The following is a 24754-nucleotide window of genomic DNA, read 5'->3' as shown; positions in this document are numbered from 1 at the left end:
CGCGTTGAACCTCCGCCTCTTCCTTCGTTCCATGGACACGACCTCCCGTGTAGCCGACTCATCAGGTGTGCCCACGAATCGGGGCAGGCTCATCAGCCCGGGTGGGACAGCCGGCGGAACAGCTCCGCGTGCCCGGGATGACGGGCCGCCAGCTCCTCGCCCCGGGGCATCTCCCAGTCCGCGAAGTCGAAGCCCGGGCCCACCGTGCAGCCGCACAGGGTGTAGTCCCCTCGCGGCTCCGCGGCCTGCAACACCCCGGCCGGAACGAGCACCTGCGGCCGCTCGCCCCGCGTGACGTCGCGCCCCAGCGTCACCGTCTCCAGCCGGCCCTGGCGCTCATCGAGCAGGTACATCGTCAGCGCCTGTCCATCGTAGAAGTGCCACAGCTCATCCGAAGTCACCTGGTGCCAGGCCGCGAACGTGCCTCGCGGCAGCAGGTAGTAGATGGCCGTCCCCACCGCCCGCCTTCCGCGCGGCGTCTCCACCGGAACCTCCGAGCGCCACGTCTCCCGGTAGAAGCCTCCCTCCGGGTGGGGCACGAGCTCCAGCGTCCTGACCAGTTCTTCGACCATGGACCCGTGCGGCAGGGGCTCGGTGGAGGGACCCTTCAGCCGCTCCGCCTGGATGCGCTTCTCCAGGAAGGGCGAGAAGTGCCCCGCGTACTTCTCCTGGAGATCCGCTCGCCGCCAGTCCTGCGCGCTCAAGACCTTCCGGCACCGAGGGCTGCCACACCGGCAGGCCCAGTTCTCGCAGTAGGACACCCCGGGCTCATAGTCGAACCAGGTGGCGAACTCCGTGGTGATCTCCTCGCCCGCGTGGATGTGGCGCCGGGCCACCACGGTCACTTCATCGATGAGCCAGGCCGTCGGATCGCACGAGTGGTTGAGGTAGACATCCAGGGCCTCGCTGGTGTCCGAGCGGGGGATGGCGAGGTACTCCGTCTCGCTGATGGCGACCACCGTTTCGCCGCGGTACCGGGAGTAGTCGATGGTCCGCCGCTCCACCACTTCACCCCCCCAGATCATGATCACGGTGCCCTCGGGGATGTCGCGGGTGGCGAAGAGCCCGTTCCCATCGATGGGCGAGGGCTTGACGCTCAAGCGCTCATCGGCCCAGGTGCGAGGCAGGTAGTTCTTCCGACTCATGGTTCTCCCGCGGAGAAGGCGCCCGTATCATTCGCTCCATGAAACTCTGCGTGCTGCTCCCCTCCTACGAGCAGTCCACCTCTCCGTTCAAGGGATTCGATCCGGTTCAGGATCCTTCCCGGCTGATGCCGGAGCATGACTGGGACCGGAGCCCGATCCACAAGGCCACCGCGGTGCAGACGGTCCGGCGGCTGGCCCTCCGCGGCTACGACGTCTTCATCAACATGTGCGATGCGGCGTGGGACGAGGATCTGCCGGGGCTGGAGGTGGTCATCGAGCTGGAGCGGCTCGGCGTAGCCTACACGGGCCCCACGCCCGAGTTCTACGAACCGACCCGCCAGTGGCTCAAGGGCGTCTGCCACCGCATCGGAGTGGATACGCCCCGGTACGCGTTCGTCACCCAGCACGCCGAGGCCGAGCGCGCCGCCAGGGCGCTGCGCTTCCCGTTGATCGTCAAGCACCCGAACGGCTACGGCAGCATCGGCCTGACCAAGGGCTCCCGTGTCGAGACACGCGAGGCGCTGCTCGACAGGGCCGAGCACATGGTGTCGCAGTTCGGGGGGGCGCTGATTGAAGAGTTCGTCGAGGGCCCCGAGTTCACCGTGCTGGTCGCGGAGCCCGGAACCCTGGAGCGGCTCCCCCGGGTCTACACCCCCATGGAGATCCGCTTCCCCGAGGGAGAGACCTTCAAGCACTTCGATCTCAAGTGGTCGGACTATGAGCAGATGGGCATGCGGCCCGTGACGGATCCGGCCCTGGAGGCGCGGTTGAGGCAGCTGGCCCAGCGCGTCTTCACCGCGTCGAAGGGGGTGGGATACGCGCGCCTCGATATTCGCATGGGGCCGGACGGGCGGCTGTTCCTGCTGGATGTGAACTCGGCCTGCGGCGTCTTCTACCCACCGGGCGAGTACGGCAGCGCGGACCTCATCCTCTCGCAAGATCCCACGGGGCAGCGCGGCTTCCTGGAGCACATCATCGCGTGCGCCCTGCGCCGTCAGGCGGCACGCCGCCCCCGGTTCCGGATCGAGTATGGCCAACCCGGCGGCCAGGGTCTGGTGGCCGCGATGAACCTGGCTCCCGGCGAGCGCATCCTGGCTGGCGAGGAGCGCGCCCACGTCCTGGCGAGCCATCAGCACCTCGAGAAGACCTGGGCCGATTGGCAGCGCGCGATGCTGCCCCGGTGGGCCTATCCGCTCCCGGACGGCGTCTTCGCTGTCGCGGGCGAGGCCCCTCTGGAGTGGTCGCTCCTCAACCACTCGTGCCATCCGAACGCCTGGCACGAGGGGCTCGACTGCGTGGCGCGCCGGCTCATCCAGGAGGGGGAGCCCATCACGATCGACTACGCCACCCTCTATGGACCGGGGATGGCGGAGTTCCAGTGCGAGTGCGGCAGTCCGCGGTGCCGTGGCGTCATCCGCGGCACGGATCACCTGGAGCCGTGGGTCGAGGAGCGGTACGGAGATCATGTCTCGCCGTACGTGAAGCAGGCACGGGCGCGCCGCTAGTCCTTCCGGGACCCTGTTCGACCCCGCCGGGGTCCGTTGACCCACCGGCTGCGCTGACCTCAACCGGAACACGATCGGGGTCATCGTCATTGCCACGTTCTTCCTGGCGTTCTTCTCGTGGCTCGCCCCCGCCACCATCGGCCCGCTCAATGACGTGGTGTCCCAACATGTCTGCGGTGTCGAGGGGCTCCAGTACTACAGTGAAGGCGTGCAATGTCCGGACGGGCGGGACGTGACCGGGTCCGCTCTCGCCGCCGGCGCATCCATCGGGCTCCTGCTGATCCTCTCGGTGCGGGTCCTGATGAACCTGGCGCGGGCACGCAACCCCGAAGAACGCCCGGAGGCCTAGCGCGCAGCTGTCAGGAAACCCGCCGGCGGCCACCCCCGCGTGTCCCCCGTGGTTAGCGCCGCTTCTGAGCCTCGAAGAACGCCCTCACCGCGTCATCCGCGAGCCCTTTGTCTCGCTTTCATGGAATTTTTCATTCACATTGTGTGAGAAAACGTGTAAATAGCGCGTTCCAAGTGAGGCCTGTTGAACAGGCAGGGGGTTGGAATGACGCGGCGCACGACGACGTGGATGAAGTGGGTGGGGGGAGCCGGGCTCGTGTTGGCCGTGGCCTGCGGCCCCCAGGAGGGGCCGCTCGCGCCGGAGGGCACGCGGCCGGACAGCCAGCTCATGGCACTCAGCGCGATGGCCAGCCCTGACGCCACGCTGCGCGTTCCCCGGTGCCAGGGAGGGGTCTCGGACTGTGATTCGGGCACCCTGCTCCAGGGCCGGGCGGGAGTAGGCCCGGAGCAGAATGCTCCGAACACCCTGGGCGGCACCTGCGCCGACGGCACCGCGGGCAGCTACCGCGCCGATGAATCCGTGGAGCAGGTGCGGGTGGCGACGGTGGACGGCTCCACCCTGGCGGCCGGCAAGCAGGTGCGGGTGGAGGTCGTCGTCTGGGCCTACTCCGGTTACAGCTCGGATGCGCTGGACATCTACTACACGGCGGATGCCACGCAGCCGTCGTGGACCTTCCTCACCACGATGGTGCCCACTGGCGCCGGCCTCCAGCGACTGAGCGCCACCTATACGCTGCCCTCCGGTGGCGCGACCCAGGCCGTCCGCGCGTCCTTCCGTTACGGCGGGAGCGCCGCCACCTGTACCCAGGGGTCGTTCGATGATCGGGATGACCTGGCCTTCGACGTCGGCGGGCAGGCTCCGCCGCCGCCTCCTCCTCCGGTCACACCTTCCCCGCGTCTGCTGAAGCTCGACGCCAGCGGCGGTCATGCGCTGCACGTGCGCGCGGACGGCACCGTGTGGGGATGGGGTTACAACCACCATGGCCAGCTCGGCCCGGCCACGAGCGAGCCGCGCGTTCGCAGCCCCGTGAAGGTGACGGGGCTGAGCGGTGTCACCTCCGTGGCCGCGGGTGGTGCGTATTCGCTGGCGCTGCGCCAGGATGGCACCGTGTGGAGCTGGGGGTACAACTCCAACGGCCAGTTGGGAGATGGCACCCTGGTGAACCGGAGCACCCCCGCGCAGGTGTCCGGCTTGAGTGGCGTGGTTTCCGTCACGGCTGGCAACGGCTTCGCTTTGGCGCTGCGCGACGACGGCACGGTGTGGAGCTGGGGCGAGGGCTACTCCGGTCAGCTGGGCAATGGCACCACGGGCCAGCGCTCCACGCCGGATCAGGTGCCTGGGCTGAGCCGCGTGGTGGCCGTGGCGGCTGGCTACGGCTACGCCCTGGCGCTGCGCGACGATGGCACGGTGTGGAGCTGGGGGGAGAACTTCGAGGGCCAACTGGGCGACGGCACGACGACCCAGCGCTCCACGCCGGCTCAGGTGGTGGGCCTGTCGGGCATCACCGCCCTGGCGGCGGGAGACGCCCATTCCCTGGCACTGCGCAACGACGGCACGGTGTGGAGCTGGGGGTACAACTACTCGGGCCAGTTGGGTGATGCCTCCAATACCCAGCGGCTCACCCCCGTTCAGGTGCAGGGGCTCACGGGGGCGACGGTCCTGACCGCCGGTGGCCAGTCCTCCCTGGCGCTGCGCGGTGACGGGAGCGTGTGGCTCTGGGGTAACAACACCTGCCGGGACGACAGCAGCGACTCGAAATCCCACACGGTGCCCGAGCAGGTGCCGGGTCTCACCGGAGGGGTGGACGTCTCCTCCGCCGATTGTAGCTCCCTGGTGCTGGATTCGAGCGGCCGGGTCTGGGTCTGGGGAGCGAACTACAACGGCCTCCTGGCGGACGGCTCGGACTTCGAGCCCGGGCCGGTGCAGGTGCTCGCGAGCGGCTTCAAGGACATTTCCGTGGGCAGGACGCATACCCTGGCGCTGCGCGACGACGGTACGGTGTGGAGCTGGGGGGACAACTATTCCGGGCAGCTGGGCGACGGCACCACGTCCAATCGGCTGGCGCCGGTGCAGGTGTTGGGTCTCACCGGTGTGACGGCCGTGTCCGCGGGCAACCACCACTCGCTGGCGCTGCGCCAGGATGGCACCGTGTGGAGCTGGGGTTACAAGGTGGGCGGCGGGAACTCGTCGTTCCCCACGCAGGTGCCGGGCCTCACCGGTATGACGGCCGTGTCCGCGGGCAGCGCCCATGCGCTGGCACTGCGCCAGGATGGCACCGTGTGGGCGTGGGGGTGGAACGCCGATGCCCAGTTGGGCGATGGCACCACCGTCGATCGTCCGGCGCCCGTCCAGGTGCCAGGCCTCACCGGTGTCATCTCGGTGTCCGCGGGCTACGCCCACAGTCTGGCCGTGCGCAACGACGGCTCGGTGTGGGGTTGGGGGTGGAGCAACCGGAACCAGCTCGGCATCGGTCCGACCTCCGCCCGCAACCAGCCGAGTCCTGTCCGCATGGCCGCCGTCACGAACGCCACCGCGGTGGCCGCGGGTCATGACTACTCGATCGTCGTGGCCGGCAGCAGCAACACCCTCTGGGCCTGCGGACAGAACAACTACGGCAATCTGGGCGATGGCACCACCAACAGTCGCGCCACCCCCGTCCAGGTGCCGGGCCTCTCCGGGGTGGCCTCGGTGACCGACCTCGATGAGGACCATACCCTGGCCGTAAGTGGCGACGGCACGCTGTGGGCCTGGGGAAGCAACTCCAGTGGCGCACTGGGCCTGGGCACCCTGACGCAGTCCAGGAGTCTCTCGCCGGTGCAGGTGGCCCTCACGGGCGTGCGCAGGGCGGGGACCGGTCTGGGCTTCTCCGTGGCCGTGAAGACCGATGGCTCCGTCTGGAGTTGGGGCAGCAACAGCTTCGAGGTGCTGGGCACCGGCCGCTCCATCCTCCGTCGCGCGCCCGGTCTCGTCCCGCTCCCGTAGGCGCATCCCCTGCGTCAGTGGATTCGCCGTGAGGCTGGCGGCTCGCTGGAGGACACGGCGGGCTGTCTACAAACCAGGCGTCGTGCCCGGTACCACGATCAGCGTGCGTCCGAGAAGCCTGCACGAGTGGAAGCTATTCCACTCGCCGCGCCCCGCATGGAACCGCATACCATCGGGGTGCTGGCGCCACGCATCCTCGAGGAGCGGCTCTGGCCCACGAGGACATTTCTTCATGTTGGATATCCCGGGCTACCGAATTCTGGGCACGCTCCGCGCGACGGGGTCGAGCGTGCTGTTCCAAGCGGTGCGCGAAGCCGATGGTGTCCCCCTCATCATCAAGACGCCGATGGCCTCCTCTCCGAGTGCCAGCGAGAACGAGCGGTACCGGCGGGAATTCGCCATCCTCCAACGGCTGCGGGACGTGCGCGGAGTGGCCAGGCCCTATGCCTGTGAGCGGCTGCAAGGACGGCCCCTGCTCCTGCTGGAGCGGGTGCACGGCGAGCCCTTGTCCGAGTCCACGGGCCAGCCGATGGAGGTCTCCCGCTTCTTGAGTCTGGCCCTCTCGCTGGTCTCCACCCTGGCCGAGGTCCACGGCCGCGACGTCATCCACAAGGACATCAAGCCGTCCAACATCATCCTGGAGCCGTCGGGAGAGGCGCGGCTCATCGACTTCGGCGTGGCGACGCTGCAGCAGGTGGAGCACCTGGAGGCGGCGCCGACGCATCTCATCGAGGGCACGCTGGCGTACATGTCGCCGGAGCAGACGGGGCGCATGAACCGCACGGTGGACTACCGCACGGACTTCTACTCGCTGGGCGTCACCTTCTACGAGCTGCTCACGGGGCGCAGGCCCTTCCAGGCCCAGGACGCGCTGGAGTGGTTTCACGCCCACATGGCGCAGCGCCCGAAGCCGCCCCAGGAGCTGAATCCCCAGGTGCCTCCGGCCTTGTCCGCCCTCGTCATGAAGCTGCTGGCCAAGGTGGCCGAGGAGCGCTACCAGAGCGCCGAGGGCTTGAAAGCCGACCTGGAGCGCTGCCGCGAAGCGCTCGGCCAGAGCGAGCAGGAGGTGTTCCCGCTGGGGACCCAGGACACGCCCCACCGCTTCCAACTGCCGCAACGGCTCTATGGGCGTGACACACAGGTGGCTACCCTGCTCGAGTGCTTCGAGCGCGTGACGCGCACGGGCCGGCCGGAGTTGCTGCTGCTCAGTGGCTACTCGGGCATCGGCAAGTCCTCGGTGGTGCACGAGTTGTACAAGCCGGTGGTGCGGCGGCGCGGTTTGTTCCTGAGCGGCAAGTTCGACCAGTTCCAGCGGGACATTCCCTACACCACCCTGGCCCAGACCCTGCGCGGACTGGTGCAGCAACTGCTCGCCGGGAGCGAGGAGGAACTCGCCCGGTGGCGCGATCAGGTGAACCAGGCCTGGGAGGGCCAGGGCCAGTTGCTCGTGGACCTGGTGCCCCAGCTCGAAGTACTCGTGGGCCGGCAACCCACACCCCAGGCGCTGCCCGCCAGCGAGGCGCAGCGGCGCTTCTTCCGGGTGGTCCGCCAGTTCGTGTCGGTGTTCTCCACCAAGGAGCACCCGGCGGTGGTGTTCCTGGATGACTTGCAGTGGGCGGACCCCTCCAGTCTGCGGCTGCTCGAGCAGATGCTGACCCATCCGGAGAGTCCCCCGGTGCTGTGGCTGGGGGCCTACCGGGACAACGAGGTGAGCCGCACGCACCCGCTGATGGCGGTGGTGGAGAAGGCGCGCGAGGCGGGCACGCGCCTCACCGACATCCGGCTGGAGCCGCTGCGCGTGGAGCAGGTGGAGGAGTTGGTGGGCGACACGCTCCCGGGAGCGAGCAGGGAGGTGGTCGCCCCCCTGGCGGCCCTGGTGCACGAGAAGACGGGAGGCAACCCCTTCTTCCTGCTGCAACTGCTGGTGACGCTCCATCAGGAGGGCCTGCTCGTGCGCCTGCCCAAGGACGGCTGGCGATGGGATGCCGAGGGGGTGCGCGCCCGGGACTACTCGGAGAACATCGTCGACTTCATGGTGGGCAAGCTGCGCCAGTTCCCCCCTGGCACCCAGCACCTGCTGCGGCTGGCGGCGTGCGCGGGTAATGTCTTCTCGCTCCAGATGTTGGGCACCCTCTCGGGACTGTCCGAGGTGGAGGAGGTGGAGCACGGCCTCGAGCCCGCGTTGCGCGAAGGCCTGCTGGGGCGCGCCGGCGCGGAGACGTACCGCTTCCTGCACGACCGCATCCAGCAGGCGGCCCATTCGCTCAGCTCCGAGACGGAGCGCCAGGAGGTGCACCTGCGCATCGGCCGCCTGCTGCTCCAGAGCCTGTCCCCGGAGCAGGTGCGCGAGTCCCTCTTCGAGGTGGTGAGCCAGCTCAACGCCGGAGTGGCGCTGATGGAGGACCCCACGGAGCGCCACCAGCTCGCGCGACTCAACGCCGAGACGGGGAACAAGGCCCAGGCCGCGCTCGCGCTGCGCCCCGCCCTCACCTACTTCACCACGGCCTTCGCGCTCATTCCCGGGGACCCCTGGGAGACGGACTACGCCCTGGCCTTCCAGGTGCGACTGGCCCAGGCGCGGACGGAGTTGATGAGCGGCGACCCCTCCGCGGCACAACGTCTCGCCGAGGAGCTTCGCCCCCGGGCACGCAGCCGCGCGGACACCGTGGCCATCTACTTCCTGACTCAGGACATCCACTTCGCCACGGGTGCGTTCCTGGAGGGAATGCGCTGCTTGTTGGAGAGCCTGTCGTTGCTGGGCATGCCGGTGTCGCCCCAACCCACCTGGGAGGAAGCGGTCGCCGCCCATGAGGAGGCCTGGGCCCTGTTGGGGCAGCGTCCCATCGAGAGCCTCATCGAGTTGCCCCTCATGACCGACCCGGACATGAAGATGGCCGTCGTCGCGCTCTTCAAGCTCTTCCCCGGCGCCTACTCCTCCGACCCCCACCTGCTCATCATCATCCTGAGCCGGATTGTCTCCCTCTCCCTGCGCCACGGCGTCGTGGACGCCGCCGTGCCCGGGTTCACCTGGTTCGGCGTCATCACCGGCTCGTTCTTCAAGCGCTACCGGGAAGGCTTTGCCTTCGCACGGCTCGCCCTCGCATTCGTCGAGCGCTACCATCTGTCCGCCTACCGAGGGGATGTGCTGCTCGGCATGCAGTTCAGCAGCTACTGGGTCCAGCCCCTCGCCCGAGCGCAGGAACTGCTCCTCAACGGCCTGCGGTATTCGCTTCAAGTGGGCGACATCGCGCCCGCCACCTATTGCAGCGTCTATCTCGTCACCAACCGCCTGGCCATGGGACACGCCCTGGACGAGGTCCACCAGGAGTCGCTCGTGCGCGACGAGTTCCTGCGCAAGACGGGCTTCGTGGATCCCCAGGAGGCGCTCCTCGTGAGTCAGCGCTACGTGCAACAGCTGCGTGGCCATTCCCTGTCGTTCTCCTCCCTGAGCGGGGAGGGCTTCGACGAACGGGCCTACGAGGCGCGGATGACGCCCGAGCGGCTCGGCGGCACGCGCTGCCATTACTGGATTTACAAGATGCAGTCGCGCTTCATGTGCGGCGCCTATGCGGAAGCCCGAGAAGCGGCGGACAAGACGGCCGGGTTGTTGTGGTCCTGCTTCGGCACCCTCAATGCCCGCGAAGGCCACTTCTACCGCGCCCTGACCCTGGCCGCGTGCTTCGAGGGGGCCACGCCCGAGCAGCAGCGGGAGTGGCTCGTGGCCATCGAGCATCACCACCAACAGCTCGCCGAATGGGCGGAGCTGTGCCCCGAGAACTTCCGCGCGCTCGAGCGGCTCGTCTTCGCGGAGCGGGCCCGGCTCCTGGGGCGCTCGGAGGACGCGACACGGGCCTACGAGCAGGCCATCCGCTCGGCCCGGGAGAACGGAGCCACCCAGTACCTGGGACTGGCCAGTGAGCTCGCGGCGAAGTTCTGGCGCACGCGCGAGGCGCCCATCGTCGCTCATGCCTTCGCGCGCGAAGCCCGGGCGGCCTACCAGCGGTGGGGAGCGCGGGCCAAGGTCCAGCACCTGGAGTCCCAGTGGCCAGAGCTCGCGTCCACCCAGTCTCCCCAGGACACGCTGACCACCAGCAGCACGGACTCCACCCACATCGACGCGCTCACGGTGGTCAAGGCGCAGCAGGCCGTCTCGGGTGAGATCGAGCTGGAGCGCCTGGTGACGGCACTGATGCGGGCGGCGATGGAGAACGCGGGCGCGCAGCGAGGCGCCCTGCTGCTGCCCGACGGGGACGCGCTCTCGGTGGCGGCCCTCTTCCAGCTCTCGCCGGAGGGCGCCCTGGTGGCCTCGGACGAGGCAGGCCACCACGCGCTGCCGTGGACACTCCTCTCCTATGTCCGGCGCACGCGGGAACACGTGCTCATCGGCGATGCCTCCCAGGCCCATGCGTTCTCCGCCGATGCCTGGCTGGCGCGCGGCGGAGCCCGCTCGGTGTTGTGCCTGCCCCTGATGAGGCAGGAGCAATTCTCCGGGGCCCTGTACCTGGAGAACGACCTGGCCACCAACGCCTTCAGCCCGGCGCGCCTGGCGCTGCTGGGACACCTCGCCTCCCAGGCGGCCATCTCCATCGAGAACGCGCGGCTGTACGCGGACGTGCAGCGCGCCCGGACGGAGCTGCGCCGGGCCAACGACGAGCTGGAGCGGCGGGTGGAGGAGCGCACGCGCGAGCTCAAACAGACCCAGGCGCGCCTGGTGGACACCGCGCGCGAGGTGGGCATGGCGGAGGTGGCCTCCAACGTGCTGCACAACGTGGGCAATGTGCTCACCAGCGCCGTCGTCAACATGGAGATGATGAGCAAGGCCGTGGGCGCCCTGCGAGTGGGCCGGGTGAGGCAGACCGGAGCCCTGCTGCTGGAGCATCGGGGGGCCTTGGCGGACTTCCTGACGAAGGATCCGCGGGGCGGCCAGCTGCCAGAATACCTGGTGGCGCTCGGCGACGAGATGATGCGCGAGCAGACGCGCCTGCTGGAGGACATGGCGGTGATGAACCAGCACATCGAGCACATCCGCGCCATCGTCCAGGTGCAGCAGACGTATGCGCGCAACGTGCTGATGACGGAGGAGTGCGAGCTGTCCCAGCTCGTCGACGACGCGCTGCGCATCCAGATGGAGTCGCTGCGACGTCACGGCGTCACCGTCCACCGGGAGCTGTCGGAGGTGCCCCCGGTGAAGGTGGACAAGCACAAGGTGCTGCAAATCCTCATCAACCTGCTGAGCAACGCCAGACACGCGCTGGACGAAGTGCCCGAGGGCCGGCGCAACCTCTGGGTGAGGCTGACGGCGGTGGGGAACGTGGCGCGCATCCAGGTGGCGGATGATGGGGTAGGCATCGCGCCGGAGCTGATGGACAGCCTGTTCGTCCACGGCTTCACCACGCGCAAGGACGGCCACGGCTTCGGGCTGCACTCGAGCGCACTGGTGGCGCAGATGCTCGAGGGTCGCCTCACCCTGGAGAGCGAGGGCCTCGGCCAGGGCGCCGTGGCCACGCTGGAGCTTCCGCTCACCTTTGCAAATAGGCCCTAGCTCGCAGCCGTGTGGTGTCAATGCTTCCCGGGGCCTGGCCAGCACGTCAGAGGATCTGCAGGTTGATCACGTGGTGCACGAGCACCATCGCCGCGCACGACTCGATTCCCTCACAGCTCGAGACGGAGACGCCGACGTCGCCATCCACGATGAGCACGCGGCTGACGTACTCGCCGCGGTAACCCATGACCCAGAGTGCGCCCTCGCGCGGTTCCATCCGGATCTCGTTGCGAAGGCTGGAGCCTCGCAGGAGTGACAGCGTGTCGTCCGCGTACGACCAGGGAATCAGCGCGCCCTGACCGGACTGCAGTTCCCAAGGGCCTGCCCCGGCAGGGCCATGCGGATTGAAGTAATGGTCCGAGACGAGGCTCACGCGCTCATCGCCCTCCTGCACGACGACCGTGGCCCGGCCTCCCTCCGCGAGCGCCTCTTCGCGAGACAACGCCACGCGGAACGCGGGCGCGAAGCAATTGGGGTTGTCCTGCATTCCGAAAAAGTCCTGCACCCCGAAAGGCCTCTGCACCCCCTCGACGGGGATCATGGGATGACCGTTGAAGGTCGCCACGATGTCCTCCGAAGCGAGGGCGCAATCTTCCTTGTCCCCCTCCGGTCGCGAGAAGGACACGAGGACGGAGAGCACCGGTGGCAGCGTGCCGCCCTCGATCCTCTGGTCGAGTTGGACCGACACGTTACTGAAGCGCGCCAGACCCGGATGGGCAGGGCCACATCCGGAGAGGGCGAGCGAGAGCGACAGCAGGAGGAGCGCGGAACGCAGGAAGGCCGTGTGCATGCGTCACAGCCTTGCAAGCACATGACCAGTCCCGCAGCCTCGGGGAGGCGGTGAGGCCCGTGCAGCGGGTTGCGCACCGCTGCAGGGTGTTGCACAGAGCGTCAGATACTCCCAGCCGCTGGCCATGTGCGCGATCGGCAGTTCCACTCTCCCCGAGAGGAGCATCTCCGGTGAACCTGTTCCTCCTCCTGACCCTGCTCACCGCCGCCCCCGCCGGGGCGACTGGCACGCCCTGCGAACCCGTGGAGGGTGCGCCCGGCGACCACGGCGTCTACTCCCAGCCCGCGCTCGTCCGCTGGGCCCGGAGTCACCTCGGCACGGAGGCCGCCCGCCTCGTCGGCACGCTCGACTGGGACGAGCTCTCGTGGTCTGGCTCGGAAGGGCGCTATCTCGCGCCGCCGCCCTCCCCCTCCGGTTGGAGCGTCCGCCTCGCGGCACCCGAGCCACTCCAGCTCACGGCGTCGTTCCACCTGGAGCCAGGTGCCTGCCTCACCCTCCGTCCGTACGGCGCGGACGCGCTCATCGGACTCAGGTCCGAGCGGAAGGACGGAGCGGATGCCCCCCTCCTCTTCGTTCCCTCTCTACCCGGCCGCTACACCTTCCGCTGGCATGGCCCCCACATCGACGGACGCTGGTCGCCCGGGTGCGACGGGCCCTGAGTCTCCGGCCTGGTGTCCCAAGGGAGCGTGGGCGAGCGCTCCCCCTGGTGACTACGATTCAAGGTGAAGGCTCTCATACAAGGAGAGACGCCATGAGCTACATCGATGGATTCGTCGTCCCGGTCCCCGTCGCCAACAAGGAGGCCTACCGGACGATGGCAGCCAAGGCCTTGCCCCTGTTCAAGGAATACGGTGCGACCCGTGTCGTCGAGTGCTGGGGCGACGATGTGCCCGACGGAAAGGTCACCGATTTCAAGGGCGCGGTGAAGGCCGAAGCCGGTGAGACGGTGGTCTTCTCGTGGATCGAGTGGCCGTCCAAGGCCGCCCGTGACGAGGCCAACAAGAAGATGATGGAAGACCCGCGCATGAAGGCGATGGAGGGCATGCCTTTCGACGGCAAGCGCATGATCTTCGGCGGGTTCGAACCGATACTCGACTCCTGACCCTCCCAAGTGGGCACTCCCCCAGGGTTGGCGTGAGGCACGTGTCGGCTTCGCCCGTGCGGCCCTGGGGTGCTGGGCCTCCCCGGCATTCCCTTGCTCGTGCTCTGCTCAGCGATAGCGCTTCAGCTCGAGTCCCTGGCCGACCACCGTCTCTTCCCGGAGGCGCCGTGCCCGGTACCACGACAAGCGGGCACTTCTTCATGTTGGCGAGGAGCGCTACCAGAGCGCCGAGGGCTTGAAGGCCGATCTGGAGCGCTGCCGAGAGGCGCTCGGACAGGACGTGCGGGAGGTATTCCCCCTGGGGACCCTTGGGCCGGCGTGCTACTCCATGCACCACGCCCGTGGAGACTGGCCCGTCCAGCGGCGGAAGGCGTGGTGGAAGGCGCTCGGCGCCGAGTAGCCGAGCCGCCACGCGACCTCGGCGATGGGGGTGCCCGCTTCGAGGAGCACGCGCGCCTGTTGCCGCCGGAAGGCTTCGCGCTCGGCCTCCAGTGACGTGCCCTCGTCACGAAGACGCCGCTGAAGCGTGCGGGGACTCATCCCCAGGTGGGCGGCCAGGTGCGCCAGCTCCGCGCCGGATTCGGGCAACAGTTCGGGAAGCAGGGCCCGGACCCGGTCCGCGGCGCGGGACGAGGCTGGAAGACCCGCCAGCATCCGGTCCGTGGCGCGCGCGAGCACTCCCGACAGGCCAGCGTCTCCTCCAGGTAACGGTCTGGCGAGAAGGGCCACGGGAAACACCAGCGCATCCTGAGGCGCGCGGAAGGAGACCGGCACGCCGAGCACGCGCATATACGCCGGGGCCTCCCCGGGGCGGGGTCCACGTAACCGGAGGCGGGCCCCTGGCAGACCTCCCACCAGCCGCCCACCATTCACGAGGAGATCCGCGAAGACGAGCTGGGCCATCAGGCGGTGGGCGGGACGCTCGGACCCATACGGGTGGTACGTCACCGTCACGCGCGCGGCGCCCCGCTCCAGCGCGAATCGCTCCCCTTCGCTCCACAGTCGCTGGTAGCGCAGCGCGTGCTCCAGCGCCTCACCGAACGTGCGGCTGCTCACCATGAGGAAACCCAGCGCGTCGAGGTCGTCCGCGCGGAGGGCCGCTCCCACGTGCAGTCCGAAACATCCGTCCCCCAGCCGGACCGCCGCCTCCTCCAGGAGCGTGTAGACGGAGAGCAGGGGCACCCGCGCCTCCGGCTCGGTGAGCCGCACGCGCTCGAGTCCAGAGGCCTTCAGCAGGCCACTCCGGGGAAGGCCCCTGGCCTCGGCGGAGTCGAGCACGCGCGGCACCAGTCCGGCCCAGGTGGTGGGGCCCGCCGGAACCGGGCCCGGTTGGCGCGTGGGAGCAGTCCTTCTGACGCGTGGCATCACTCACCTCCCTTGGGGTTTCTCTACGTTGGAGGCATGGGAACCCCTGGATGGATGAGGACAGATGAGAACAGACGGACGCGGGAACCGGAAGCGCGCGAGGCGTTCGTGCGCGACACGTGGTACCCGGTACTGGAAGCGAAACGGCTGGGCCGCCGGCCCGTGAAGGTTACCCGGCTCGGCCGCGAGCTCGTGCTCTGGCGGGATGCCCGGGGCCAGCCGGTGGCCCAGGAGACGGCGTGTCCCCACCGGGGTGCCGATCTCTCCCGGGGTCGGGTGGTGGGTGGGTGCCTGGAGTGTCCCTACCATGGCATGCGCTTCTCGGCGGATGGCGCGTGCGTGCACGTGCCCTGCGAGGGAAAGGCGCGCCCGATCCGAACCGGCCTGCGGGTGAAGGGATACGCGGTACGGGAGAGCCTCGGCCTGGTGTGGCTGTGGTGGGGTGAGCAACGGGAGGAGCTCCCTCCGCTGCCCTGGAGTCATGAAATTCCAGGGGAGGGAGCGGGCACGTGTACCGCCACGTTGACCTGGAATGTTCCCTTCGCCCGGGTGATGGAGGGGAACCTGGACCTGCACCACTTTCCCTTCGCCCACCGCCGGTGGGCTCCGGGCATGGGGACCTGGTTGGAGCCCTACACGGCGCGCCTCGAGGGCGACGTCATCCACACCCACTGCGTCCTGCGCCAGGACGATGGCAGGCCCTGGGACGGCCGGAGCGGTTTCGAGGCGGAAATCAGGGTGCTCTTTCCGCATCTGCTGCTCGCCCGCTTCGGCCGCTTCACCCAGACCCTCGCGGTGGCCACCCCCATCGACGAGGAGAACACCTGGGTGGTCTTCCGCTACCGCAGCCAGCTCCCGCTCGTGGGAGGGCTGGTGGCATGGTTCCTCGTCCAAGCGGAGGTGCGACTCATCCAACCCGAAGACCATGCGCTGTTGCGCGACGGCAGGCCCAGGCACCCCGTCCGGGAAGACTTCCACCTGGTCAGGGCCGACGCGGGCATCGCGCTCTGGTTCCGCATGTATGAGCGGCGGCTGGCGGCCCAGCGCGGGACTCGGATGCCTCCTCCCTAGGAGGTGCCCCGGGCCCTGGCGGGTCTCGCCCGGACGCTGGACTCAGGGAGACAGGATTTGAACCTGTCTCCCCCGCCCTGCTCAGCGCCCCTTGTAGGCGGGCTTGCGCTTCTCGGCGAAGGGTCGGCGGCCACCCCCGCGTGTCCTCCGGGAGGACGCGGGGCTCACTCCTCCGTGTAGCCTCCGAAGATGAAGCCGACACTACGTCGGCTCTGGCTTCTCGGGAGGGGGCTCCAGTTCCTCCGGCACGCGCGCCCGGAGGAACTTCCATCCCTTCGGAAGATGGTGCGCGGTGAAACCCTGGCCCGCGATGCTGACAAGCTCGCCATCCGTGGCCTTTCCACTGACGAGCCATTCATCTGCTTCTTCTCTCGTTGCGAACGTTTGAGAAACAATGATGGGCTTGCCCGTGACGAACTCCCGGAAATAGTCGCGGTACTCCTCCAGCTTCTGAATGTCTCGGACATAGAGCAACGCCACCGCGGCGATCCGGAGGGCCTCATCTTCCGGCGAGTCCTTCTGGTACTTGTCGCTGATGGTACCGAGCGTCTTCATCACGGCATCAACATCGAAGTCTGCATCATAAGCCATTGGCGCACCGGATTAGAGGGCAAGAGGAGCCAGAATCAGCGCACCAGAACCGCCTGTCGTGAGAACAAAGGCAACGCCAGCGATGACGACGACCGTCCCAAGCGCCACTTGGGCCTTGTGATTCCTGATCCACTCGATCGCCTCGTCAACACGCGAGAACTTCAGCTCCCGTGCCTTCTGTTCGTTTGCCTTTTCGCATTCCATATACACCTTGAGGCATTTACTGGTGCAATGCCTACGGAGCCATCCGTCCCGCTCCGTTTGAGGGTATGGCAAAGGCTCGGTGTTCCAGCAATCGTCATAACACTCATTCTGCTCCGCATCGCAGTTACGGAAGCCAGAGCCACCAGTTCCAAGGGCGGTGCCAACTCCCCGTGCGTCCTCGGAGATGACATAGATTCGGGGTTCCGGTCGCTGAGAATGGGCACATCCGATGCTGGCCACCACGACAGCAACCACCAGAACGGTCCATTTCATCTCTTTCCGCCTCGTGCTTGCCCAGCGGCCTCCCTGGCCAACTATGTCACTCGAGGCTCATTACCGCCGTGGCACCCGGCCCATGTGTCAGGAGCCAAACAGCTGGCAATGGCGGGGGCTCCGGCCAAGGACCACTTGACTGACCAGGGAGACAGGATTTGAACCCGTGGACGAGGGGTGCCCCAAACCCGCGACGGCACACGCCTTTCGCTGAATCGTGAGTGAATCCGGGCACTTCGAGTCCACGGGGCAGTCCTCGCCAGTCCCGCCTGTCGCCCGGAGTCCCCTCCAGCTTTGGAGACACTCTGGAGACAGAACCAGGGGCGCACGGTGCTCCAGGGAGGTTCGTGGGAGCCCATCGGTAGCGTGTGCCCTGGCGAGATGTGGCTGGGGAGGGGCAGGTGGAGGAGCGCGGGGGGGCGTACCGGCGGAGGCAGCCGGAGGGGACGGTGCTGTACGAGACGGACGCTGGTCGCCCGGGTGCGATGGGCCCTGACCGCACCACTCCGCCGGCGGCCACCCCCGCGTGTCCCCCGGGAGGACGTGGGGCTCACTCCTGCGTGTAGCCTCCGAAGATGAAGCCGACGCCCGCCTGGAGCATCACGTGCTCGAGAGGGGGCCTCGTGGGCTCCTGAAGCACCGAGACCTCGGGCATGACGTGGAACCACCGACCGATGGGCACGGCAACCCCCAGAGACGACCCCACCAGCAAGGGCTCTCGAGACGTGGTGTAGTCGAGCGCCTTGCCGAACAGATAGGCGACTCTTGGCCCCAGCACCAGTTGGTACCCCTCCAGGTTCACGCCGATGAGCAGCGGGAGTTGCACCATCCCCGCGCCGTCCCATGCACTGCTGAGATCGAAATTGGGGATGTACCGCACGCTGGGCGCCAGCGTGAGGTCCACCCCGTGCTTCAGCGAGAGCGCGCGCAGCAACCCGAACCGGGCATCCGCCTCGATGCCCGGGATGAACACCCTGGCGCCCACATCGATCCGCTCGGTCAGGCCATAGCGGACTCCCACCTCTCCTTGTGGATAGGCCGCGCCCGGGCCGTTGAGGCCCATGGCGCCCTGCACGCCAGGGGAAAGCGACACCTGGAGTCGCCCCGGGTCCACTGTACGGGCCATCCCCGTCGAGACACAGCCCGACGAGGCGAGCCCCAAGAGTCCTAGAAGAGCTACGGGCAGCAAGGAGGTTCGGGTCATCCCCGGCCCTGAAGCATGTCCCATGCCGGGTGCTCCTCCCCGAGAACCGTGCATCCGGATGCACGAAAGGCGCCGGTTTCGTGCACACGACTTCCAGGAACGTGCACCCGCTCCCCTCTCACGGGGCCGTGGAGGCATTGAAGGTCTCCACGCCGTGTCTGGATATTCCCGAGCCGGAGCGGGGAGACCGCGCCAGCGCATTGGCAATCTGCCAATATATCTTCCAGGCTGCTGATATATGGGTCGTGCGCTGGTAGAGCGGGGGCATGACCCAGAGCACTCCAGAAGGAATGAGCGTTCCCGATTTTCGGGAAGCGCTGGCACGGTGGGCGAGTGGCGTGGCGGTCGTCTCGGTCCGCGACGCGCAGGGGCTTGGGGCGACGACGGTGAGTTCCTTCAGCTCGCTCTCGTTGGAGCCACCGCTCGTACTGGTCGCCCTCTCGGAACGCTCTCGTACCCTGAAGCGGGTGCAGGTGGCCGGGCGATTCACCGTGAGCGTCCTCTCCTCCACCCAGCGAGACATCGCGGTGCGGTGCTCGAAGGGGGAGGCCGAGGACGCCGCGTTCGACGATGACGCTTTCGTTCGAGATTGCCTAGCGGGCTTCTCATGCACATTGCTCGACCTGCACCGCCATGGAGACCACCTCCTGCTCATCGGGCGGGTGGTCGGCGTTCGCCGCGAGGAGGAGCGGGAACCCCTCCTCTATTGGAACCGAGCGTATCGAGCCGTCACGACGCTGTAGGAACACCCTCCCATCACCCCCACGACGAAAGGACATATCCCGTGCCGTTCACGCTGCCCGACCCGCCCTACAAGAAGGACGCTCTCGCCCCCCACATCAGCGCGGAGACGCTCGAGTTCCACCACGGCAAGCACCACGCCGCGTACGCGAGCAACGCGGATCTGCTGCTCAAGCACGGACAGAAGGCCCTGCTGACCATCGACGTGTGGGAGCACGCGTCAGGCGCGCAACTGCGCCCTCAAGCGGGGGCGGAGCCGGGGCTGGAGGAGGAGAGCCCGGTCCAGGCTGCGACGGTGGAGTCGACGTCTGCGTACACATGGATTGCCTCGTCCACGACAGACACCCAGGAGTCGAAGTCGATGCGGTGATGTTCTCGGAGTGTCGCGGGAAGGCTCGCCACCACCAGAAGAAAGCCGTCAGGGCCCAGCACTCGCGAATTCCAGAGCGTCGCAAGAGCCCTCTGCGTCTCTCTACAAGCAATGGATACTCGCAGCACCCGGCCCAGCGCATACGCGTACCCGGCCAGGGGTTGGAGTTCCAACAAGGAGGACCCCACGAACCGTTCGCTGGTCAGAATCTCCCGCTCCACGCTGAGCGCAAGTTCCCGGGCCCGCTGCTTCGCGCCGAGCTGAAGGTAGGCCACTGCGGCATCCGCCAGGAGCAGGCACCTCAAGCCATGGAGCGGAATCAGCCAAGCCTGCTCCACTGCCTTCCGGCACCAAACGAGCTTGCGCGGCAGGGGATATCCGCCCGCGATCGGTGCGAAGCGCGACCAGAACAGGCTCTGCACAGCGGGTGGGAGCGACTCGATGAACGGGACACTCAACTCCTCCTCGGAACGCGAGCTCAGTTCCAGCAGCGTCAGAGCAAGGGGGAACTGCCCCCCAAACAGCCCGGCGAGGCGGTATTCGGAAACCCCGACTCCTGCGACGACCACCGTGCGTTTCCATTCCTCCCAGCCATTGCCCTCCGGTGATGTCGCGAAACGGACCAACTCCGAGAGCGATGCCCTTGGGCTCCCCTGTCGCAAATTCTCAAGCATGTTAATCTGACAATTCTGGTGCGGCATGGAACCGGACGGCCAGGTTTTGTCGAGCAGGGCAACAGCTCTCTTCCAAATTTCCGAGGCCCTCAACGCGTCAATATTCCACGCCTGACCGGCGACGAAGGCGAGTTGGACCGGCTCAAACAGAGGGGCGCTCCCGATGCCCTCCGGACTCGTAGCTGCCGAGTCGAGCCACTGTGCGCTCCTCGCAGGGTCTATGCTATGAAGGCACCGGGCCAGCGCTGCCTGGAGGAACCGCCGCTGGACGGGCCCCCGCACCGAGTCGAGCACATCTGGAAGTCGCCGGACGATCTGCTCCGGCCAGTTCGGGAGTGCGGCCGGGAGGTTCTGCACGAAGTCGATGTCCTGGCTGTCCCAGAGTTGGAGCGTTTCCGTAAGCCATTCCCACGCTTGGGAGGGCACGCGCGCATTCAGCTCCCCAAGTATCCCCAGCCGCCAGCACACGAGGCTGTCCTTGTCCAGCCCCCGCTGCTTGAGGAACGCCGCGTTGCGTCTCCGATCGTCGAGTCCCCCCGCGTGGACCAGTTCGAGCATGAGCGTGCCCCAGCACCAGAAGGATATGGTGGGACGCTCGGAAAGGCTTAGGGCCGCTTCGAGATAGTCTCGGGCCCGCCCTGGAGCGCTCACCGCGAGTTGCCTGGCGGCCTCCACCGAAACCTTCGATTTCAGCTCCCTGTCTGTCAGCGATTCGACATAGGGCTCAAGCAGGTCTGCATCCGTCTCGAGCTGCAGGCGCACCAGCGTAGGCAGCCCCGCCCTGAAGTCATCACTGTCTTCAAGATCCACGAAGTCATATGGCGGCTCTCGGTGCATCGCCAGAACTTCCCAGACCTGCTCAAGGGTCCGCTGGGCCCGCGCGGGGTCAATCTGGTAATCGATCTCCGCTGTCTCGAGCAGGATGTCCAGCTCCTCCGTGTTCTCGCGACCAAACCGGGCTCGAGCCTGCGTCACGCGCTCTAGCGTGCGCTCAACCAGCCTGGAAGCAGTCTCGTGGAAGCCCAACAAGTTCAGGTGCCGGGCCGCTATGATGGCAATTCGATACCGCCCCCGCCTGATGTAATTAGTCTCCTTGAGTTCCTCAACGCTGGTCGGCGCGGCATTCAGCCAGTGAAGCACCTGGAGCAGATGCCAAACGAGCCGGTCCTTCCCCTGCGCGGCGCCCACGGCCAGCAACCCAGAGATGACGTACGGATCCAGCGGCACCTGCCGGGTCTGCATGGCCTCGGCAGCTGCGGCCGGGTCGATTTCCGACCAGTAGCGAAGTAGGACACCCAGAATCCAGTACGAGAATGGATGGAGTCCAGAACCGTGGTCATAGATGAGGGCGAGCGCCCCTCGGAACCAGAGATCCGCCATCTTCGGATCGATGGTACTCCAGAGCCGGGCGCCCTCTACATAGATACCAGCCGGTGGCGGGGCGTCCATGGGAATGGGGGCGCGGAGAAGACTCCGGGCGACCCTCTCCAGAATGTCGGCCATGAAAGGGGCATGGGTTGGCGCACAAGCCTCCAGGAGCCGGGAGCTGTTAACGGCCAGTGTGTCGAGGTCGCGACTCACTTGCTCGATGCCCTCCTGCAATAGCTGCTCGAAGAGCTTCTGCCCTGGCGCACCAATACTCGCGAGGCCCCGCAGGACGGACGCGCGCCAGGTGGAACCAGCAGTCCCACGGGCGCGGACAGGCATGTACTCCAGGGCCCGCTCCGTCTGGTGGAGCTTCAGCATGACCTCCAGCGCCAGGGGGGAATTCTGGCGCTCCGCGTTCTCCACCAAGGCGCCCATCAGCCCGAATCGGCAGATCTCCCGGATTGCCTCCGCGAAGGGCAGCTTCCGCGCGCATCCGGCCGCAGCCTCCAGGTCTCGCAGGAAGGCACGGTTGGAGCCGAAGTGCTCCCGGCACGTCTTTCGCCAGCGGCTGCCGATGAGCCGCATGAGCTGAAGCTGCTCCGGCCACCCGCCCTGCGCCAGATGCGACGTGCCGAATCGAAGCCCGTAGTCGTCGAGGCCCACCTCTCCGCCGCTGAAGCAGCGCTCCGCCACGCGTGCATGAGCACGGGCTGGGTCGACGTGCCACACCTCCTCGCGCGTCTCTTCGCAGGTGAGGAAGTCCCGCAGAGATTTGTGATGAAACGTATAGAGCGATTCCTGCTCGTGCTCGTGCGTATCGAGAAAGGGCTTGAGCTCGGCAATCACTTCGGCGACGCGGTTGGGTGAGAGTCCGGTGAGGCGCACGAGTTGCTGGCCACCCAGCGCGTCGTAGGCCACAGCAAGGACCTCAAGCACAGGCTGGAAGAACTCCCCATAACGGTCCCCCTGCCTCCGGGCAAGTCCACCGAGGATGCGCTCGTAGATGCTCCCCAGGCCACTGGGAAGCCCTCCCGCGCGCAGCAGCGCTCCGTGGCCTGCGCGCAGGGACTCGAAGAACTGGCGCACATACAGAAAGTTCTGCTCGCTGCGCTCATGCAGTTCCCGGCGCAGTGTCGCTGGAGGCCAGTCAAGGGATTCCAACTCCCGGACCACATCCGCAGAGGCCAACCCCTGCTCGACGAACTCCGCAATCGCCTGCGCCGTGTCCCCCCTGTACTCCGGCGCGTCCATCTCCAGCACTGGAGCCCCATCCCGCAGGAAGCGGTCGAGATGTGGCCCTCGGCGGGACGTCACCACCAGGAGCGCGTTGCCCAGCTCCGCGAGCTCGGAGCCCAGCGGGAGGATGTCGACGATGCGCTGCTCGAAGCAGCCCTGGCCAGGCCCAGGCAGTGACGTGTCCTCGTCGAGGCCATCAATCCAGACGACAACGCGCTGGCCTGGAGCCAACTCACGAAGGCGACGCAAGGGCTCGAACCACGCCATCTGCCGGAAGGTCAGCAGCGGAATGTGGCGGTATTCTTCGACGAGTTCCCCGATGCGGATGCCTATCGCCTTGCCCTCGACCCAGCGCGCCTCAAGGTCCACGTGGAGATTTAGCTCCTCCCGCCGCCAGGGCACGGTGACGTAGCGCTCGACATCGATCCCCACCACGCGCCCCGTCTTCCCAACGTTATGGACGCTGCCCCGGACGCTCATAGCCATGACCTCGGGAAAGAGCCCACTTCCGAAGGCAGCCTTGAGCTGGAACCCCAGCGAGGTAAGGAATGCGTAGGGATCCCCCCAGAGAGATGACTCCGTGTGCCCCACCCGCAGGAAGTGGTGCAAGTAGCCCTCGCGCTGGATGAAGTGAGAGGCCAGCGAGGTCTTCCCACATCCCAGCTCCCCAACAATCAACTGGCAGGGGCAATCAGTCCTCTGGAGTCGCTGGCGAACCTCCTGCTCCAGCAGCGGACGGGGCACGTAGCTCTCCGTCGCCCAGTCTAGCACAGCTCGGAAGTCAAGCGCCCCCGGCGCGGCTGCTAGCATCATCAGCGCTCCTGCGGCTCGCTGCCCTCAATGCGGATGCCCGTCACCTCGCCGCCTACATCGCGGGCCTTGAGGCGGACCCTGTCCCGAGACGTCGTCCGGGCAGTACGCGTCCGCTCATCCACGCCCGACACAGTAGCGCCCTTCCGGATACGTGCAGCATCGAGCCGCACGTCCCGCCCCCCGGCCCTTCGCGACTCCCCTCGGTGCTGGAGGACTTCGCCCAATCCCCACGCGACGAGCGCCAGGGCAAAAACGACGACAGCGGCCGGCAAGAGCGGCTGCAGCGCCTCCAAGACGGATGTGGCCACGATTGCGAGCACCAGGATGACGCCCAAGGCCAGGAGCAGCGGCTGGGACTTAAGCCTAGTCGCAACCGTGTTGATGGCGTCCGGGATGTCCGCGTGCTCCTTCGGTGCCTTCTCACTCTCCGTCCCCATGAGGTACCTCCTTTCGTGGATGCGCTGGCGGACAGTGCTACCCACACAACAGTTGAGTGGCACATCCCAAGAATGTGACGGCATGCGCCCAGCGCCCGTCCTGCCACCTGCTCAAGCGCCAGGAGGAGCCACAGAACAGCACCACCCAGGACCTCGACTGAATGGAAGCTTCGACGCATAGAGCAGATGAAACAGCCGGGCAGCCACGGGCGTGGGGGCCCCACCGAGCCCTACATTGCGGCGGCACGAACGTGACTGAGCCTGCCCAGGTTTTGTGGACACACCCAATAATCACGGGAGATAGTGTCCATAGAGCGTAGGAATAGGCGGAGTTTCACCCCGGAGTTCAGATCCGGGGAGGTCCGCTGGCTAGATCTAGTGAAGACCATGAGATCAGGCCTGCTGTGGTCCGCGAAAGGCATCATGCACCCCCCGAGTAATGGTGTTCACAGGGGGCGGGTGGAGAAAGAGGGCTCCACGCAACGACCTTAAGAAGAATGCGGCCCGTCGAGTGCTGGAGAGCCGGCGGACCGGGCAGCCGCCGCTGCTCCGGGCGATCATCACGCAGCACGATGGAGCTCAGATCGACTTCTTCAATGATGAGGAGATCGCCCGCGAGCGTGCCATGGTGTTGACCGACCGGCGGACGCTCTACCAGCCACTCATGGAGTACGAGGAGGGCGAGAGCAATGGCTTGCCAACGATGCGGCTCCGATTCATCTCCCATCAAGGTGAGGAAATCGTTCTCTCGTACGAGGCCTTCTCCCCTCCAACGCCCGAGTTGGGCGGATTCATCAATCCCGGGGAGCACTCCGGAGGCGCCTCCCTTCCCGTGATGTGGGCGAACGTCAGCGCCTTCGCCAGCCCCAGGAGCAGCGTGACCGTCGACGGCGTGTCCTACCCAGCCCCTCGAGCCGCCCTGGACGAGGAGCCGCACGGTCCGAGCCTCCGTGTCCAGGCTCGGACCGTGGCACCTCATCGAGAACACGGTC

At 67.3% G+C, this 24754-nt stretch carries 15 protein-coding genes and 1 pseudogene; 8 read left to right on the top strand and 8 right to left on the bottom strand.

Translation table 11 applies throughout. The features are described from left to right. Positions 1–92: 92 nt before the first annotated feature. Entirely contained in the window at positions 93–1145 is a 1053-nt protein-coding gene (locus NR810_RS07925; RefSeq protein WP_257449702.1) for a cupin domain-containing protein, read from the bottom strand. 38 nt (positions 1146–1183) lie between these two features. Between NR810_RS07925 and NR810_RS07920 the strand changes: the two genes are divergently transcribed. The 3 genes from NR810_RS07920 (at position 1184) to NR810_RS07910 (ending at position 11523) form a co-directional block, all read left to right on the top strand. After that, positions 1184–2650, top strand: coding sequence for an SET domain-containing protein-lysine N-methyltransferase (locus NR810_RS07920; RefSeq protein ID WP_257449699.1), 1467 nt, complete (start codon positions 1184–1186; stop codon positions 2648–2650). Between the two features lie 553 nt (positions 2651–3203). Continuing rightward, entirely contained in the window at positions 3204–5981 is a 2778-nt protein-coding gene (locus NR810_RS07915) for an RCC1-like domain-containing protein (protein ID WP_257449697.1), read from the top strand. A gap of 232 nt (positions 5982–6213) precedes the next feature. Then, positions 6214–11523 carry a trifunctional serine/threonine-protein kinase/ATP-binding protein/sensor histidine kinase gene (locus NR810_RS07910; protein WP_257449695.1) on the top strand — a complete coding sequence of 1770 codons (5310 nt, stop codon included), beginning with the start codon at positions 6214–6216 and terminating at the stop codon, positions 11521–11523. A gap of 46 nt (positions 11524–11569) precedes the next feature. Here the strand turns inward: NR810_RS07910 and NR810_RS07905 are convergent, their stop codons facing one another. Then, positions 11570–12313 carry a hypothetical protein gene (locus NR810_RS07905; RefSeq protein WP_257449694.1) on the bottom strand — a complete coding sequence of 248 codons (744 nt, stop codon included), beginning with the start codon at positions 12311–12313 and terminating at the stop codon, positions 11570–11572. Positions 12314–12483: 170 nt separating this feature from the next. Between NR810_RS07905 and NR810_RS07900 the strand changes: the two genes are divergently transcribed. Both NR810_RS07900 and NR810_RS07895 read left to right on the top strand, forming a co-directional pair. Continuing rightward, the gene (locus NR810_RS07900) at positions 12484–12972 is read left to right on the top strand and encodes a hypothetical protein (RefSeq protein ID WP_257449692.1); all 489 of its coding nucleotides are present in this window, start codon (positions 12484–12486) and stop codon (positions 12970–12972) included. 92 nt (positions 12973–13064) lie between these two features. Continuing rightward, positions 13065–13415 (top strand): DUF1428 domain-containing protein, encoded by a 351-nt coding sequence (locus NR810_RS07895; protein ID WP_257449690.1) that lies wholly within the window; start codon positions 13065–13067, stop codon positions 13413–13415. A gap of 321 nt (positions 13416–13736) precedes the next feature. Here the strand turns inward: NR810_RS07895 and NR810_RS07890 are convergent, their stop codons facing one another. Further along, positions 13737–14780 (bottom strand): AraC family transcriptional regulator, encoded by a 1044-nt coding sequence (locus NR810_RS07890; RefSeq protein WP_257449688.1) that lies wholly within the window; start codon positions 14778–14780, stop codon positions 13737–13739. Between the two features lie 108 nt (positions 14781–14888). Here NR810_RS07890 and NR810_RS07885 point away from each other — a divergent pair, with 108 nt between their 5' ends. Further along, on the top strand, positions 14889–15851 hold the full coding sequence (locus NR810_RS07885) for a Rieske 2Fe-2S domain-containing protein (protein ID WP_257449686.1): 963 nt from the start codon (positions 14889–14891) through the stop codon (positions 15849–15851). Positions 15852–16052: 201 nt separating this feature from the next. Here the strand turns inward: NR810_RS07885 and NR810_RS07880 are convergent, their stop codons facing one another. From NR810_RS07880 to NR810_RS07870, 3 genes are all read right to left on the bottom strand, one after another. Next, positions 16053–16406, bottom strand: coding sequence for a hypothetical protein (locus NR810_RS07880; RefSeq protein ID WP_257450688.1), 354 nt, complete (start codon positions 16404–16406; stop codon positions 16053–16055). A 48-nt stretch (positions 16407–16454) separates the two neighbouring features. Then, positions 16455–16919 (bottom strand): hypothetical protein, encoded by a 465-nt coding sequence (locus tag NR810_RS07875; protein ID WP_257449684.1) that lies wholly within the window; start codon positions 16917–16919, stop codon positions 16455–16457. A 550-nt stretch (positions 16920–17469) separates the two neighbouring features. Then, the gene (locus tag NR810_RS07870; RefSeq protein ID WP_257449682.1) at positions 17470–18012 is read right to left on the bottom strand and encodes a hypothetical protein; all 543 of its coding nucleotides are present in this window, start codon (positions 18010–18012) and stop codon (positions 17470–17472) included. Between the two features lie 401 nt (positions 18013–18413). Between NR810_RS07870 and NR810_RS07865 the strand changes: the two genes are divergently transcribed. Both NR810_RS07865 and NR810_RS07860 read left to right on the top strand, forming a co-directional pair. After that, positions 18414–18866 (top strand): flavin reductase family protein, encoded by a 453-nt coding sequence (locus NR810_RS07865; protein WP_257449681.1) that lies wholly within the window; start codon positions 18414–18416, stop codon positions 18864–18866. Between the two features lie 41 nt (positions 18867–18907). Then, positions 18908–19063, top strand: a pseudogene (locus tag NR810_RS07860) (hypothetical protein); the annotation flags it as partial. 41 nt (positions 19064–19104) lie between these two features. Here the strand turns inward: NR810_RS07860 and NR810_RS07855 are convergent. Together NR810_RS07855 and NR810_RS07850 are read right to left on the bottom strand one after the other, a co-directional pair. Beyond that, complete coding sequence (locus tag NR810_RS07855; protein WP_257449679.1) at positions 19105–23325, bottom strand: hypothetical protein; 4221 nt, start codon at positions 23323–23325, stop codon at positions 19105–19107. Then, positions 23325–23762, bottom strand: a complete 438-nt coding sequence (locus NR810_RS07850; protein WP_257449677.1) for a hypothetical protein — start codon at positions 23760–23762, stop codon at positions 23325–23327. The genes NR810_RS07855 and NR810_RS07850 overlap by 1 nt, the downstream gene beginning before the upstream one ends. Positions 23763–24754: the final 992 nt, after the last annotated feature.

It is taken from the genome of Archangium lipolyticum, from assembly GCF_024623785.1.
Classification (GTDB): Bacteria; Myxococcota; Myxococcia; order Myxococcales; family Myxococcaceae; genus Archangium; species Archangium lipolyticum.
This window is presented reverse-complemented; position numbering and strand designations above follow the sequence as displayed.

Excerpts from the sequence above, each read along its gene's own strand:
- NR810_RS07925 (WP_257449702.1), bottom strand. The coding sequence starts at position 1,145 with ATGAGTCGGAAGAACTACCTGCCTCGCACCTGGGCCGATGAGCGCTTG.
- NR810_RS07920 (WP_257449699.1), top strand. The coding sequence starts at position 1,184 with ATGAAACTCTGCGTGCTGCTCCCCTCCTACGAGCAGTCCACCTCTCCG.
- NR810_RS07915 (WP_257449697.1), top strand. The coding sequence starts at position 3,204 with ATGACGCGGCGCACGACGACGTGGATGAAGTGGGTGGGGGGAGCCGGG.
- NR810_RS07910 (WP_257449695.1), top strand. The coding sequence starts at position 6,214 with ATGTTGGATATCCCGGGCTACCGAATTCTGGGCACGCTCCGCGCGACG.
- NR810_RS07905 (WP_257449694.1), bottom strand. The coding sequence starts at position 12,313 with ATGCACACGGCCTTCCTGCGTTCCGCGCTCCTCCTGCTGTCGCTCTCG.
- NR810_RS07895 (WP_257449690.1), top strand. The coding sequence starts at position 13,065 with ATGAGCTACATCGATGGATTCGTCGTCCCGGTCCCCGTCGCCAACAAG.
- NR810_RS07890 (WP_257449688.1), bottom strand. The coding sequence starts at position 14,780 with ATGCCACGCGTCAGAAGGACTGCTCCCACGCGCCAACCGGGCCCGGTT.
- NR810_RS07880 (WP_257450688.1), bottom strand. The coding sequence starts at position 16,406 with ATGAAGACGCTCGGTACCATCAGCGACAAGTACCAGAAGGACTCGCCG.
- NR810_RS07875 (WP_257449684.1), bottom strand. The coding sequence starts at position 16,919 with ATGAAATGGACCGTTCTGGTGGTTGCTGTCGTGGTGGCCAGCATCGGA.
- NR810_RS07865 (WP_257449681.1), top strand. The coding sequence starts at position 18,414 with ATGAGCGTTCCCGATTTTCGGGAAGCGCTGGCACGGTGGGCGAGTGGC.
- NR810_RS07855 (WP_257449679.1), bottom strand. The coding sequence starts at position 23,325 with ATGATGCTAGCAGCCGCGCCGGGGGCGCTTGACTTCCGAGCTGTGCTA.
- NR810_RS07850 (WP_257449677.1), bottom strand. The coding sequence starts at position 23,762 with ATGGGGACGGAGAGTGAGAAGGCACCGAAGGAGCACGCGGACATCCCG.